Annotated in this window: 17 protein-coding genes and 1 pseudogene; 7 read left to right on the forward strand and 11 right to left on the reverse strand. The window is 65.2% G+C overall.

Features of this window, described 5'->3' with window-relative positions; translation table 11 throughout:
* The 6 genes from MFF56_RS31135 to MFF56_RS31155 all read right to left on the reverse strand — a co-directional run.
* A partial coding sequence (locus MFF56_RS31135) for a phage integrase N-terminal SAM-like domain-containing protein (RefSeq protein ID WP_238232136.1) occupies window positions 1–274 on the reverse strand: 274 nt, incomplete at its 3' end.
* Window positions 275–903: 629 nt separating this feature from the next.
* Window positions 904–1,557 (reverse strand): NrsF family protein, encoded by a 654-nt coding sequence (locus tag MFF56_RS31140; protein WP_043388073.1) that lies wholly within the window; start codon window positions 1,555–1,557, stop codon window positions 904–906.
* Entirely contained in the window at window positions 1,557–1,976 is a 420-nt protein-coding gene (locus MFF56_RS31145) for a sigma-70 family RNA polymerase sigma factor (protein WP_238232137.1), read from the reverse strand. The genes MFF56_RS31140 and MFF56_RS31145 overlap by 1 nt, the downstream gene beginning before the upstream one ends.
* Before the next feature lie 11 nt (window positions 1,977–1,987).
* Window positions 1,988–2,113, reverse strand: coding sequence for a hypothetical protein (locus MFF56_RS32190; RefSeq protein ID WP_278305567.1), 126 nt, complete (start codon window positions 2,111–2,113; stop codon window positions 1,988–1,990).
* 146 nt (window positions 2,114–2,259) lie between these two features.
* Window positions 2,260–2,940 (reverse strand): DUF1223 domain-containing protein, encoded by a 681-nt coding sequence (locus MFF56_RS31150; RefSeq protein WP_043388072.1) that lies wholly within the window; start codon window positions 2,938–2,940, stop codon window positions 2,260–2,262.
* Window positions 2,941–3,216: 276 nt separating this feature from the next.
* Window positions 3,217–3,894: a glutathione S-transferase family protein gene (locus tag MFF56_RS31155; protein WP_043388071.1), complete on the reverse strand. Its 678-nt coding sequence runs from the start codon at window positions 3,892–3,894 to the stop codon at window positions 3,217–3,219.
* Between the two features lie 343 nt (window positions 3,895–4,237).
* Between MFF56_RS31155 and MFF56_RS31160 the strand changes: the two genes are divergently transcribed.
* The 4 genes from MFF56_RS31160 to MFF56_RS31175 all read left to right on the forward strand — a co-directional run bounded on the left by MFF56_RS31160 (window position 4,238) and on the right by MFF56_RS31175 (window position 5,563).
* Window positions 4,238–4,399 carry a hypothetical protein gene (locus MFF56_RS31160; protein ID WP_158713320.1) on the forward strand — a complete coding sequence of 54 codons (162 nt, stop codon included), beginning with the start codon at window positions 4,238–4,240 and terminating at the stop codon, window positions 4,397–4,399.
* Between the two features lie 37 nt (window positions 4,400–4,436).
* On the forward strand, window positions 4,437–4,694 hold the full coding sequence (locus MFF56_RS31165) for a hypothetical protein (RefSeq protein ID WP_043388070.1): 258 nt from the start codon (window positions 4,437–4,439) through the stop codon (window positions 4,692–4,694).
* A 252-nt stretch (window positions 4,695–4,946) separates the two neighbouring features.
* Complete coding sequence (locus tag MFF56_RS32385; RefSeq protein ID WP_051976313.1) at window positions 4,947–5,171, forward strand: nucleotidyltransferase family protein; 225 nt, start codon at window positions 4,947–4,949, stop codon at window positions 5,169–5,171.
* Window positions 5,171–5,563 (forward strand): HepT-like ribonuclease domain-containing protein, encoded by a 393-nt coding sequence (locus MFF56_RS31175; protein ID WP_043388069.1) that lies wholly within the window; start codon window positions 5,171–5,173, stop codon window positions 5,561–5,563. The genes MFF56_RS32385 and MFF56_RS31175 overlap by 1 nt, the downstream gene beginning before the upstream one ends.
* A gap of 187 nt (window positions 5,564–5,750) precedes the next feature.
* Here the strand turns inward: MFF56_RS31175 and MFF56_RS31180 are convergent, their stop codons facing one another.
* Window positions 5,751–6,893, reverse strand: a complete 1,143-nt coding sequence (locus MFF56_RS31180) for a patatin-like phospholipase family protein (protein WP_179240058.1) — start codon at window positions 6,891–6,893, stop codon at window positions 5,751–5,753.
* Window positions 6,894–7,064: 171 nt separating this feature from the next.
* Between MFF56_RS31180 and MFF56_RS31185 the strand changes: the two genes are divergently transcribed.
* Complete coding sequence (locus MFF56_RS31185) at window positions 7,065–7,517, forward strand: hypothetical protein (RefSeq protein ID WP_179240057.1); 453 nt, start codon at window positions 7,065–7,067, stop codon at window positions 7,515–7,517.
* Window position 7,518: 1 nt separating this feature from the next.
* Here MFF56_RS31185 and MFF56_RS31190 read toward each other — a convergent pair whose 3' ends face one another.
* On the reverse strand, window positions 7,519–8,736 hold the full coding sequence (locus MFF56_RS31190; RefSeq protein WP_059410225.1) for a DUF3095 domain-containing protein: 1,218 nt from the start codon (window positions 8,734–8,736) through the stop codon (window positions 7,519–7,521).
* A gap of 564 nt (window positions 8,737–9,300) precedes the next feature.
* Here MFF56_RS31190 and MFF56_RS31195 point away from each other — a divergent pair.
* Complete coding sequence (locus tag MFF56_RS31195) at window positions 9,301–9,522, forward strand: hypothetical protein (protein ID WP_179696861.1); 222 nt, start codon at window positions 9,301–9,303, stop codon at window positions 9,520–9,522.
* Window positions 9,523–9,758: 236 nt separating this feature from the next.
* Here the strand turns inward: MFF56_RS31195 and tnpA are convergent, their stop codons facing one another.
* A complete protein-coding gene (tnpA, locus tag MFF56_RS31200) occupies window positions 9,759–10,166 on the reverse strand; it encodes an IS200/IS605 family transposase (protein WP_059410226.1) in 408 nt (135 codons plus the stop codon).
* Between the two features lie 34 nt (window positions 10,167–10,200).
* On the opposite strand from tnpA, the gene MFF56_RS31205 reads away from it, so the two are divergent.
* On the forward strand, window positions 10,201–11,283 hold the full coding sequence (locus MFF56_RS31205) for an RNA-guided endonuclease InsQ/TnpB family protein (protein ID WP_206407101.1): 1,083 nt from the start codon (window positions 10,201–10,203) through the stop codon (window positions 11,281–11,283).
* 570 nt (window positions 11,284–11,853) lie between these two features.
* Here MFF56_RS31205 and MFF56_RS31210 read toward each other — a convergent pair.
* Window positions 11,854–12,608, reverse strand: a protein-coding gene (locus tag MFF56_RS31210) for an IS5 family transposase (protein WP_179696863.1) whose coding sequence is annotated in 2 segments (ribosomal slippage) — window positions 11,854–12,284 and window positions 12,284–12,608 — 756 coding nt in all. Because the reading frame shifts where the segments join, the coding sequence is not laid out codon by codon here.
* Between the two features lie 461 nt (window positions 12,609–13,069).
* Window positions 13,070–13,745 (reverse strand): annotated as a pseudogene (locus tag MFF56_RS31220) (IS3-like element ISMex11 family transposase); the annotation flags it as partial.

The following is a 13,745-nucleotide window of genomic DNA, read 5'->3' on the forward strand; positions in this document are numbered from 1 at the left end:
GCCGGTCGAGGGTGTGGGTGAAGAAGAAGCGCAATGCCGAGACGATGGCGTTGAGGGTCGGCACCGGCACGCCGGCCTCGCGCTGCTCGACCTGGAAGCGGCGCAGGTCCTCCGCGGTGGTCGTGTCGGGCCGGCGCCCGAGGAAGGTGGCGAGGCGGCCGACGTCGCGGATGTAGTTGCGCTGGGTCTCGTGCGAGAACCGGCGCAGGCTCATGTCATCGATCAGGCGCTGGCGCAGGGGGCTGACCGCGCTGGCGGGGAGAAGATCGTGCATCGTGGGGCTCCTCGGATGAAGGAGCCGCGATGCTCGGCCCGCCTCCGACGGGCCTCAAACGATACGCGACGGTCCCGACCCTACCGCGCCCTCACCACACGCACCCTCCCGCGCAGCGGGTTCGTTCTTCGGCCAGACGACGTCATGCCGGATCGCCATCGCGCGCAGAATCGGACATTCGGCTTGGCGCCCATCCGAGTGCACTGACGCGGAGGTAGGATTCACGCATGGGGTGAGGCGTGCGAGTCCTCGCCAGAGCTCAGACGGTATGCGTGCTCCTTAATCCGACCTGATCCGCCCCCACTGGAGTGGTCCGCCCTGAGGTATGGCCTGCGGGCCAGGGTCACGGAAGCCAACGCCCAGATACTTAAGCCAAGCAAATAGACTCTGATGCAGTGACCCTCGAACGCCTCGACGCTGGCCGGGTCGTAGACGGCCGCAAGACGGTCGCGCTTGTCCGGCGCGGGCTAGTGGCCTCGGGCGCAAAGAAACCCGCTCACGCATTCGGGGCCGGAACTCGATGATCAGACGGGTCTGGGCGCGCGCCGACAAACTTCGCGCGCCCAGGCCGACACACTACCCGCTCCTGCCGACAAACTTCCTGCGCTCGCACATCAGGCCTCGCAGCATCAGCCTCGTCCTGCGAGCAGGGGACCGGCCAGGATCCTGTTGAGTCCGATCACGCCGAGCAGGACGGCGGCGTGCAAGGCGAGATCCGTCGCGGTGGCGTCGTAGGAGTGGAACGGCATCAGCATCGTCGCGGCGACCGCGGCGACGGCCAGGCCCCCCAACGCCGCCGTCAGGTTCGGCCGAAGCGGGCAGGCCCGGCGCACCATGACGACCATCAGCGCCGAAAGCGGCACAGACACACAGACCAGGACACCGAGGCACATCGTCATGTCGTGGGGCCCGGAGATGCCGGTGCCGGGAACAATCCGAACGTACAGGCAGCCCAGGCCGCTCGCGCCGATCCACAGGACGACGGCGGGCAGCGGCAGCAGCGCCCAAGCGCCGGAGCGTCCCGGCACGGCGGTGGCGAAGGCGGCGAGGGATGCAGTCACCGCCGTCGACATGGCCCCGAGCGCGGCGAGCATCAGGTTCGGTGCGCGCATCCGGATCAGAAAATCGCCCGCATCCATCCGTGTTGCTAGGATCAGTCCGACGAGCATCGCCCCCCCGAACCAGAACACGGCACGAACGCACGGCGCAGGCAGCGGCCGCACGGGTTTCAATCCTTCAGCGAGGTCCGCGACAAGCTTGTCGTGAGGGCTGAGCGTGACCATCACTCCTTCTCCTGGATCAGGCTGGCGCGCAGAGCCTCGATGGCTCGGTGCAGGTTGACCTTCAGCGCTCCCTTGCTGCGGCCGATGAGTCGCGCGGTGTCGTCCAGCGACAACTCGCGCAGGCCGAGATTCTCGATCGCCTGACGTTGGCACTCCGCCAGGGCGGCGACTGCGCGAGCCAGTGCCATGCTTCGCCCGCCCGCCCCCGGCGCCGTGCCGGTAGCGGGGCCGGGATCGACCTCGGCGCAATAGGCCAGGGGATCGTGGACCTCCTGCGGACCGCGGCCCGCCCGCCTCAATCGGTCGATCCCCCGGCGTCGGGCAATCGCGTGCAGCCACGGCAGGAAGGGTCGGCGGGGGTCATAGCCCGCTCTCGCCCGATGCACCGTCATGAGCGCGTCCTGCACGACATCGTCCACTGCCTCGCCCCTCACCCCCTGCGCCGGGCAATGCCCGCCACCACCGTCAGGCATGCCTTCGGGAGAATCCGGTAGGCCGCCGCGTCGCCGGCTTGCGCTGCCGCCAGCAAGCGGGCGAGATCCTCTTCGAGCGCCATCCGACTCCCGCCGATTTTTGCCCCGGCCCGCCTACGCTCTCATCGACAGCAGAGGTAATGACGAGGAGCGATGCGAAAAGCTCTCCGTCAGGTGGAGAAACGGCGGGGATCACCGGGCGACGGCCGGTTCGAGTGTCGCCGTCCGACTAAAGGCGTGCGGCGCCGAGGATGGTCCCGTCAGGTGCTTGGACCAGCACCGCCGCGGTCTCGCCTGCCGGTAGGGGAGTGCTGAGCGTCATCGCGGCACCCGACCATCGGCCGATCTCGCGCAGCGAACGCACGATGTTGGCCTGCTCGATCGTGCGACCGGCATTCTCGCCCCGCGCAACCCGCGTCGTGTGACTCGGGTCGAACCCGACCAGCACGACCGATCCGGAACCGCTCGCGGCTCCGAGTTTCACCGCCAAGCCGCCGCCATCCCGCACCAGGAAGACGGGGACCGATCGCCAAGCGCGTGCGCGTGCGACGGCGGCGCGCAACGCCGCCTCGTCGGAGCCGAGAACGTCCAGGTGACCATCGACGACGGCCTGAGGCGTATAGCTCGGACCACGCAACCGCGCCGCGTAGGCGCTCTGACGCGCCGTCGCGGCCGGCAGGGAATAGGCGTCACGCCAATCCAGGTGGTTCCAGTAGGTCACGTGGAACGCGAGCGGCAGCACGTCCGCACCCTCGTGAGCAAGCCGACCGAGCAGCGCCTCGGCGGGCGGACACGACGAGCAACTCTGCGAAGTGAACAGCTCGACGACCACCGGGCGCTCAGCCGCGCCGGCAGGCCCCAAGACGGACGACAGGAGCACGGGGGCGAGAAGGGTTGCGGCGTATCGCATTGTCGAGGCTCCGAGTTGCGAGCGATGCATGGAAGCTTCTCATCCGTTCGCCGCGCCCTGGGTCGCGGTTACTCGCCTTCGTAGCCGTAAAGTATGAAAATGATGCCGCGTCGTTGTACTCCGTGTCATCGATGAAGTGTTGATTTGATGCGTCTGGCCTCTGATGCTCCGGGTCGGACAGGAAGAGCCGTCACTCGGCATGATGAAGTGAGCGGCATTTTCTGTTCGACCGACGTGGCACCGTCCAGCTATGACGACGGTGCCTAACTCTTCATTTCACCCTTCGGCGATGTGCTTGAACATGTGAGCGCGCGCCTCATCGTCCATCTCGGCTTTGAAACTGAAGCGGTCCTTCAACCCGAGCGCTCTCTGCGCAGCCGGACGCGCGGCGATCTCGTCGTGAAGTCGCTTCACGTTCGGCAGCTTGTCCCAAGCATCCTCGCCGAGCACGAACGGCAGCATCCGTGCCCAACCCCAAACGCCCATGTCGACGATGGTGTAGGTGTCGCCGACCATGTACCGGCGACCTGCCAAGTGGCTTTCCAACACGCCGTAGTGGCGGCGTGCCTCGTAGGCATAGCGCTCACGGGCATACGGCACCGGCTCCGGCGCGAAGTGCCGGAAATGCACGGCCTGCCCTGAAAACGGACCGATCCCGGTGGCCACGAACATCAGCCACGACAGAAGCGGTCCCCGCTCGGTTGCACCGGCGGGTAGAAAGCGGCCGGCCTTCTCGGCGAGGTAGAGCAGGATCGCGTTGCTGTCGAAGACCGTGACCTCGCCGTCGACGATGGCGGGCACCTTTCCATTCGGGTTCACGGCGAGGAAGGCAGGCTCGAACTGCTGGCCGCGGCGGGTATCCACCGGCACGGGTTCATAGTCCAGACCGAGCTCCTCCAGCAGGAGCGCGACCTTGCTCGGATTCGGAGACAGGTTGAAGTAGAACTTGAGCATCACGTGCCTCGGGCAGCGAGGGCCTGAGCGTGTGCAATCCGGTTGGATCGGGGCAGCGCAGGCAGTCACCAGGTTGTGCCAGACCTCTCGCGGAAGCGAAAGCATCGGGTTTGGGCCGCACGCGGCACGGGTGGCCGTTCCTTCGGAATCATCCTTAAGATCGCCAGCGCTCGAAGCAAGCTCCCGTCACAGGCGTGGATGCTGATACTTCAGACTGTTTGCCCGGTCCGTCGCCCTACAGACAGCTGCAACGAGGTTCGGCCTACAGCCATCCCGCGTCCCCGCCGGGCACCAGCACCGCATGATTTATGGCAGGCCCGGATTGATCCGTCGACAGGCTCATGTGCGCGGCCACACGCGGATCCATCGCTCCGCCGGCACTCATGGACATGGCGCGATCGTCGCGCCGCGGAGACCTCCGATGCCCAACCCACTCTACGCACTCGCCCCGGTGATCGGCACCCTGGCCGCCTTCTTCGGCCTGATGATCGTCGCCTACGCCTGAACATCCTCTGCCAAGCACCGTGTCGAGGAACACCGCCATGATCCGCTCCGCCCTTGCTGTCATCGCCCTTTTCACCATCGCCACCCTCCCGGTTCGAGCCGCGCCGATCGACGCGCCGAGAGTCGTCGCAACCGCTGCACTGCCGAAGGCGCAGCTTCGCCACGTGACTATGAACGGAACCACGAAGCCGGCCGGCCTTACCCTCGACGGGCGCAGCGGGACCACGCCGGACCTCGACCGCAAGAGCGGCGAGCTCCACCGGCTCATCGTGACCTCGATCTGTACCGGCTGCTGACGGCCCGCACCGCGACGCCTCCCGTGTGAAGGGAACCTGAGTTTGGCATGCCCTACTGGTAAGCGGCCGAATTCATTGATCGACTCGATACGCTCACGTTCTTCTACGTCTGAATGTGGGTGCTTTGACCTTAAGACGGCTCGTCGAAGATCATTTGGCTTCCGGGGACCGGCAGCGCCCACTAATCCTCGTGGAAGTGATCTCCGCTCTCCGCGCGCGGAAGCGGCCCTCGACGCCCGGGGCATCACCAGGATGTCCATTTTCGGCTCTACGGCCCGCGGCGAGAACCGGACCGATAGCGACATCGACAACCTGATCGAAGTATCATCGGATACCTGCATGTCGCTCACGGGCTTCGTAAGACTAAAAAGCGACCTAGCCGAGATCCTAGGTCATCCGGTCTATCTGGCGGAATGGCTAAATCTGTATCCTCGCTTCGCAGCGTCGGCGGAACGCGATGCCGTGGCGGTGTTCTGATGCCGCGCGACCTCGAACTGCTTCTCGAAGACCTTCCGGACGCGGCACGTGGCGCTGTGCGGTACGCCTCAAATCCGACCCAGGATGGCTTCGAGCTGATGCCGACGACCGATTGGGATAGGTACCGCGCCCTCAAGGAGGCTGTGACCGAGCTGAGAGAGGTCGTGAAGAAGTCACTTGAGGATTTGAATATTAGACACGGCGAAATCGATGGGGCGGGCATGGCCGGTATCAGGAACATCTTCACGCATCAATACTTCCGGGTCGACATGGCGCGGCTTTGGCTTGCGGCCGTCTGGGAGTTTCCCGACCTAATCATTGTTTTTGATCAGGAAAAGCTTGCCACATCCAATCCTAGCCTTGCAACTAGCGGCTCGACATACGGAGTATGATAGCTCTGACGTTTGAAAGACGGTCCTCGCAAAGGGCGCCTTCCAATCGGACAGACATGCACACGAAAGCTCGAGCGAGAGGCGCGTCACGGTTGAGGCGACCAGTCGTTGCGATGCGCCTTCCGATCGGATTTGCGCCTGCGCGTCGTTCGTCATTCGTTCCACAAATTCTCCTCTCACAGGCGCCTCATCGGGTGACCGCAGCCTGATCTGCCTCAGCCTCATGCAGTACGAAGCCTTCAAGAGGGTCGACCTCTCGTCTCCACGGCGCCTCAGCGAGCACACGCCGCGCGTGCAGGTAACCGGCCTCCTCACGCGCTCGTATCCCGTTCGGGCTGAAATCGATGTCGCGCATATGGTCTTCTGCCTCAAGCCGCGGTGCGAGTAGCCGCACCACGTGCATGCGGGTCAGGCAGCCATACGCCGTCAGTGCCTTGATCTCCGGCTCGGCCGCGACCTCTGCGGGAAGCCGGCGGGCGAGTTCCGCAATGACGTGGCGGAGCCGGTGCGTCTGCTTCTGACGGGCGATGTGGCTGTGAGCGCGGCTGGCGTATTGGAGATCCTTCTGACGGTTGACCACCTCCCAGATGGTCCGAGGTTCAGGGCCGGACGGGTTCCACATATGCACGACGAAGATGATCCCATCGCGCCGCGGGTTGTCATCGAACACCGCTTCAACGGGCGTGTTCGAAAGAATGCCCCCGTCCCAGTACAGATCGTCACCGATACGCACAGGTGGGAAGGACGGTGGCAACGCTCCGGATGCCAAGACATGACGGAGGTCCAGAACTTCATCGCGGCTGTCGAAGTAGCGCATCTGGCCGGTACACACATGCGCAGCGCCGACCGTCAGCCTGCAGCCGCCGCCGTTGAGCTGCTTCAAATCGACGAGGTCAGCAAGCGTCTCACGCAGGGCCGCCATGGTGTAGTAGCCGACCGACTCAGGTGCGAGCGGCCAGTGAGGGTTTGCCAGCGCGAAGGGGTTGGGGGTGAAAAATCCTGCCACCCCCTGCATGATCGTGGACCAATGGACGGTCATTGGACCGAAGCCAGGCCAAGCCGATAGCTGTTCGCGCAGGGCACCGTGCTCGATGCGGCGCCAGAACGTGCGGAGGCGTTCGAGGCGCTGCCCGTGTGAGTTGCCGGCGATCAACACACCGTTGATGGCACCGATGGAGGTGCCGATGACCCAGTCGGGATCGACTCCAGCCTCGTGCAAGGCGCGGTAGACGCCGACTTGATAGGCCCCCAGTGCGCCGCCGCCTTGAAAGACGAGAACGACTTGACCGAGGTCCCGAAGAGTTAGTGCGTCGGGGGCTGGCGCTTGCATTGGATCCGGTGGGTTCAAGTTCTGGTCCTGGGACACGATGCTTCAGCGAGGCAGCGGGCCACCGGCGCGCGAACCGGATCCGTAGCGGGACACAGAGCGGCTCCGCTTCACCACAGGTGATGCCTCACGCGGTCCAGTCGAGGGCCGTCGATTGTTGAGCGTACCGCCGGCATGGCTGCCAGAACCGAGCCGCCTCGGGTCGGGAGTAGCAACCGGCTTCTGGCGACCGCCGGTCGCGCTGATTCGATCCCGAGCCGGTCCGCCCGTTTGCTGGCCGCTGCCGGTGTTTTGGGCGAGGGCAGGCCCCGAAAGGCAAAGAGCGAGCCCGACGATGAGGACACGATGCATAGAGATCTCCGCATTTCGGTGCTTGCCGTTTCCCTTCCACTCCGTTCGCTTGGTCAAGCCACCCTGTTACGCGTCCTTTTTGGTCCATCATCGCGCGAACGCCAGAATGAGCCCGATGCGGACGGCTGGGATCAAGCTCTCCTGCCCGACACCGCCGTGACAGGCGCACTGCGCATCGCCGTGAAGGTTCATGAGGCGGACGCGATGTTCGCGGTCCTGTCGACAGACCTCGGCGCCGGCGCGATCACGCTGCGAAGGCGATCCACACCTGAATAGGTCAAGGCCGGCGAGGACTGGGATGTTCGCTTTGTTCATCCTCAACCCGTTTCAGTTGGAGGGCAGCGCGGGCATAGCCGCCGGAAGCGCCATCCACGAAGTGGAGGTGATCGGCACTGAGCGGCGACGGACTGATGCAGGTCACAATCGCCGAATCCTGTTTATGAAGGCCGTAGCGCACGAGGCCGGCTCGCATCGCCGCCGCCAGTTGCGTTTCGATCGCGTCGACGGTCGCGGACGGGCAGGCCACGGTGAGGCGCAGGCCGTCGTCGTACTTGCGGAAATCTGCGTTGGCCGCGAGTTCGCGACCGTAGGCGCGCGGCGAGAAAGGTCCGACCGGTAGTCCTGAGCGGAACAAAGCGAAAGACCAGCAGCGTTTCGTGAAGAGCAGGGCACTACGGAGAGCGAGCGAGCCCGCCAATGGGCCGGCGGCGCGCGCCTCTGTGCCGAGTCCGGCCCACGGCGGCCGCATGCGCGGGCCCTGTTCCGGGAGAGGCCGTCCCATGGCCGGGCTCGCTTCGACGGCTTCGATCAGGTCGGAGAGGACGGTGTGCAGACTTGTCCGGTCGACGTTCGGGCATGGCACGACGATGAGCGATAGGACGATGCCCTCGGAAGCCGGGACGGGCGCGAAGCGGCAGGACAGGCCAGTCAGGTCGGGCCTTGCCCCCCTGGGTGCAGGCGGAACCGAATACAGGCCCCGTTTCATCGCCGCCTCCGCCCAGGCGAGACCGCCGCCGGAGAACATCGCATAATCGACCTGTACGGAAGCACGGTATCGAGCTACGCGCAGGTCGCGCCCAGCCGCGCGCACGGCAGAGATTGGGATCAGCGCCGCACGCAGGTCGAGGTTGAGAGCCTCTCCGACCCAGGTCACCGTCTGGGAGAGTACCGCCTCCACGGTCCCACGATCCTCCGGCCGAACGAGCAGGCTCGCACCATCGCCGCCGAACACGAAAGGCACGTCGACGCCCGGCAGCGCGTTGCGCACCGCCGTGATCGCCGCAGCGCCGGCGAAGTTGACGGCGCGGTAACGCCCCTGCTCGATCGCAGCCGTCGAGCGGACCACATCCGACAATGCTACGAACCAGTCGTCGGGAATCGGCACGTAGCGCGCCTCGTCGAGCACGTCGGCGAAGCGGTCGATGTAAGCAACCCCTTCGTAGCGGAACGGGAGTGAACCGGATGCGATAGCGTCACCCTGTTGGTAGAATGTCATGGCTAGATCGGAGCTTTCGGCCGGTGACCGGCAGTGTCGTCGCACCAACGGACAGGAAAGTCATGGAGTGTCCCTCGGTGCGATGACGTTGAAGCGCGGGATGGTAGGCCGATCCATCGCGAAGGCGGTTTGCATCGCCCTCGTCTCCAATGGCTGACTGCGAAATCGTGTTCCCAAGCGATCCCTGGATTCGACGAGGAGACCATGGCTGGACCAGCGGCTGCGGGGCATAGGATCGGGCCGAACATGCGAGCTGCCATTGAAGCCCTTTCCATGACCACCGCTTTACGAACGACCTCTGAGTCGCGTGTAATTACTCGGCTTTCGTCGACCGCAGCGATCTTGTTACCTGAAGCGTGCGCAATGCCTCGGCTTCTACGCCGGGATGAACGCGACCCAGCCCGCGCTGCCGAACGGAGCGCGAATCTTTGGACTGCCCCGATGGCGTTCGCGGACGGCCACAGAAATCGGATCTATCCCACTCCCGACCAGGTGGACCTGCTCCGCAAACCCCAACTGCGTTCGCGTGGAGTGCAACCGTGCGCGTCGTGAACGCGAGGAGGCTTGGCGCGAGCATCGCAAGCACATCCCTTCAAGATCTCGTCTCGTCGCCGGCTGGCACTTGTGCGCAGCCGCACGCGGATCCACCAATCCACCGGCACTCAGGATCATGGCGCGATCGTCCCGCCGCGGAGAACCACGATGTTCGATCCTCTGCTGACCCTTCCCCTCATCGTCGGCCTGCTCGCGGCCTTCTCTGGCGTGCTGGTCGTCGCCTCCATCTGAACACCCCCTGCTTCGAACCACATGAGAACCGGAGCCATGATCGGCATACCGCCATACGAAGAGGCTTTCCGCCGGAGACGAAGCTTGCCCTGACGCCTCCCGGAATCTTCGCCATGTCGAGTTGCTTCATCGTCCACGGCGTTTCAACACAGGTGCAGTCTTGGCTTAGCGGAACGCGCGCTAATCCCTTTCCCTTCAGGGAGAGGATGTAAGCGCGCCCGCGGCGGCAGCCGCGATCAGCGACCTTGGTTCTCGATGTACTGCTTCAGAATCGAAAGCGGAGCGCCACCGACCGATCCGGCGAAATAGCTCGGCGTCCAGAGGACTCCCCGGCTTTTCTTCACGGACCAGAACGAGGCGATCTCGGGGAATTCCTTCTTCAGCAGGCGACTCGACACGCCTTTCAAGCTGTTGACCAGCTCCGAGAGCCGCACCTTCGGCGGGTAGAACACCAGCAGGTGGACGTGGTCCCGCTCGCCGTTGAACTCGCGCAACTCCACCTCGAAGTCCGCACACACGCTTGCGAAGATCACCTGCAGTCGGTCGAGGTGGGGGCGGGTCAGCACCTTGCCGCGACGCTTGGTCGTGAAAACGAGGTGCGCGTGCAGGGCGAAGACCACGTGCCGCCCGGTGCGAAGCTCCATAGACCAAACCGCCGTTATGCCGTATGCGTCGTCTGTGAGCACAGCGACAGACCAACTGGTTCTGAAAGCCTTCAGCTTCCGCGTCAAGGACGCGACGAGCAGCAAGCGCCTGACCGCGCTCGCCAACGCGGTGAACACCGTCTGGAACTACGTCAACGAGATCAGCGCCCGGTCCGCGGACCGTGGCACGCTTTGGGCGACGAAGAAGCAGTTCCGCGACCTGACCAAGGGCAGCGGCAAGCTGCTCGGCCTCCCGTCCCAGGTCGTCCAGGAAGTCATCGACGAGTACGTCCTCAAGCGGCGCGCCGCCCACCGCCCGAAGCTACGCTGGCGCGCGAGCCGGGGGCCGAAGCGCGCCCTCGGCTGGGTCCCGTTCACGAACCAGGACGTCGCGCTCGACGGGGAGACGGTGCTCCTGCGCGGCCAGCGATTCCGCCTGTGGCAGCATCGCGCCGTCGAGGGTCGGATCAAGTCGGGCAACTTTTCGCAGGACGCACGGGGCCGGTGGTACTGCAACCTCGTGTGCGAGATGCCGCGCTCCCTCGGCAAAGGGCGCGATGAGGTCGGCGTCGATCTCGGGCTCAAGTCCGTGGCGAAGTGCTCGGACGGGCAGGAGCTTGAGCAGGCAAGGTTCTACCGCGACCTCGAACCCAAGCTCGCCGAGGCGCAGCGCAAGGGGCGCAAGCGGCAGGTGAAGTCGATCCACGCCAAGATCGCCAACAGACGCAAGGACACCCTTCACAAGTTTTCGCGGGCGCTGGTGGACCGCGCCCAAAGGATCACGGTCGGCGACGTGTCGGCCTCGGCGATGACGAAGACCCGGATGGCGAAGAGCGTGCTCGACGCCGGATGGTCGATGTTGCGCGGTATGCTCCGTTACAAATGCGATCACGCAGGGGTGGCCTACGCCGAGGTGGACGAAGCCAACACGACCCGGGCCTGCTCGTCCTGCGGCTGCCTCACCGGCCCCCGCGGACTTGCTGGTCTCGGCATCAGGCGGTGGACGTGCGGCGATTGCGGGGCGGAACACGACCGCGACCAGAACGCCGCGCGGAACATCGCCCGTCTCGGATGTGAGACGCCGTGCCCGTCCGGGCACGGAAGCCCCGCCTTTTAAGGCGGGGAGACATCACCTCCAGCTCGTTGCCTTCCCCTGTTCGCCCACTCATAAGGGCGGGCGGCTTGGAATCGCCGCATCAACATTCAAGCGTCCGGACCCATAACGGTAGTGCCGTCCGAGGTGACGTGATTCGAGGCCCCCTGCTGAAGGAGCCGATGGATCACTTTTTGCGGACGGACGAGCAGTTTGCGACGATCGCCCCGCACTGCCCACCGCTGCGCCGCCGGCGGCGAACGTATGGCCCGCCCCGTCCGCAAGTGGCTCTGGATCCGCTGGTCTGAGCAGTCCGCATAAACGTATCCGGCCTTCGGGCGAGCCCTTGGCCAAGATGAAGATCAGCGCGTCCTGCGCCTCATAAGGGGGTCGGCGTCGAACGCCATTGGCCAGCCAAAGGCTTCTAGGGCGTCTCTGCAAACTGTCTCATTCGTGCGAGCGCGTCAGCTTTTTGCTTTCTTCGAGCGTATTTGGCAGCGGCTTCGCTCTGTCTGCCGAGCGCCGAAGGGAGTGAACTCGTAGGTTTCGTGTGCCTGCCCCGAGTTTGCAGAGACGCCCTAGGTCGCGGACTCATTAAGCTCGCAGCCAGACCCGCAGGGCTGCGAGCTTGACGCTGGCTAGGAAGTTGTCGGGATCCTTGTCGTAACGGGTGGCGACGGCCCGGAAGTGCTTGATCTTGCTGAAGAAGCGCTCGACCAAGTTGCGGTACTTGTACAGGAACGGGCTGAACGCCGGTACTCGCTTGCGGTTGGGCATCGGCTTCACGTTCGCCCAGGCGCCCTGCTCCGCCATCCGAGTGCGAAGCGCGTCGCTGTCATAGGCTCGATCCCCCAGCAGGATCTGGCCCGTGCCCAGACCGCCCAGCATGTCGGCCGCCGCGCGCCCATCGTGCGCTTGACCCTCGGTGATCTTGAGCGCCACCGGACGGCCGTCGGCATCTACCAGCGCGTGGATCTTGCTCGTCAGGCCGCCGCGCGAGCGACCCATGCCACCGGATCGGCCGTCTTTTTTTGGGCGCAGGCGGCATGCTGGTGAACCCGCACGCTGGTCGCGTCGATCATCTGCAGGTCGCCGTCGTAAGCCTTTGACACCGCGTCCAAAAGCCGATCCCAGATGCCACGCTTGCGCCAGCGCCGAAAACGGTTGCCGCAGGTCGTGTGTGGGCCGTAGCGCGCCGGGATGTCGGCCCAGGGCGCGCCCGTGCGCAGCCGCCAGAAGATCCCGTTCAGCACCCGCCGATCATCCACGCGCTCCTTGCCGCGCACGTCCGTCGGCAACAGCGGTTCGATCACCGCCCACTCCGCATCCGTCAGATCAAACCGCGCCATCAAGGCCCTCCTGCTCAGAGGGCTAACGACGCCGCGGTTCAACCGTGCCAGCCGTTATGGGTTCGCGACCTAGATGTTTGGTCCCGCTGTGTGGTGGTACAACTGACGCCGCATGGAGGGACGCGCTATGGGACAGGTTCTCCACGGCAGCGCCGCAACGACTGAGTGGACTTGCTCCGGTTTAATGGAGAGCGGTTTGGTGGGTGAAGCCCCTCTCGAACTGGATAGGGCTGGTGTAGCCCAGCGCTGAGCGACGGCGGCGGGGATTGTAGAAGCCATCGATGTAATGGGCCAGCGCGACGGTGGCCTCGTGAGGGTCCCCCGGATTTTGGTCCGGCCGAAAGGTGAGCCTCCGGATCTCATGAGGGTCCCCCGGATTTTGGTCCGGCCGGAAGGTGAGCTTCCGGATCTCATGAGGGTCCCCCGGATTTTGGTCCGGCCGGAAGGTGAGCTTCCGGATCTCATTCGGCGGCCTGCAGGGCCGCCGCTAGGGCGAATTCCTGGGGTGTTCGCCACCCCAGGGCGGTGTGAGGACGGCTCTCGTTGTAGTGCCGCCGCCACGTCTCGATCTTGCTCCTCGCGTCGGCCAACGACAAGAACCAGTTCGCGTTCAGGCACTCGTCGCGCAGCCGGCCGTTGAACGACTCGACCAGCGCGTTGTCGGTCGGCTTGCCGGGCCGTGAGAAGTCCAACGTGACACCGTTCTCGTAGGCCCAGCGGTCGAGGGCTTTCGAGACGAACTCAGGCCCGTTATCGACCTGAATCGCGCATGGTGCTCCGCGCAGCAGCGCCAAGCGGCCGACGACAGCCACGACCTGTTCGCCTTTGATGCCCTGGTCGACCTCGATCGCCAGAGCCTCGCGCGTGAATGCATCGACGACCGTCAGGGCCCGCAGCCGGCGGCCGTCGAACAGCGCGTCGGAGACGAAGTCCATCGACCAGCGTTCGTTCGGCCGGAGCGCAGCAGGCTGACGCTCACGGTGTGCCGCGCTGACGTGCCGGCGCGGCCGCTTGAGCCGCAGGCTGAGGCCCTCATCCCTGTAGAGGCGGTGGACCCTCTTGTGATTCACCCGCCAACCTTCCCGGCGCAGCAGGATGTAGATCCGGAAGTACCCGTAGCGCACCCGGCTCTTGGCC

Origin of the sequence: Methylobacterium hispanicum, from assembly GCF_022179285.1 — a bacterium.
Classification (GTDB): domain Bacteria; phylum Pseudomonadota; class Alphaproteobacteria; order Rhizobiales; family Beijerinckiaceae; genus Methylobacterium; species Methylobacterium hispanicum.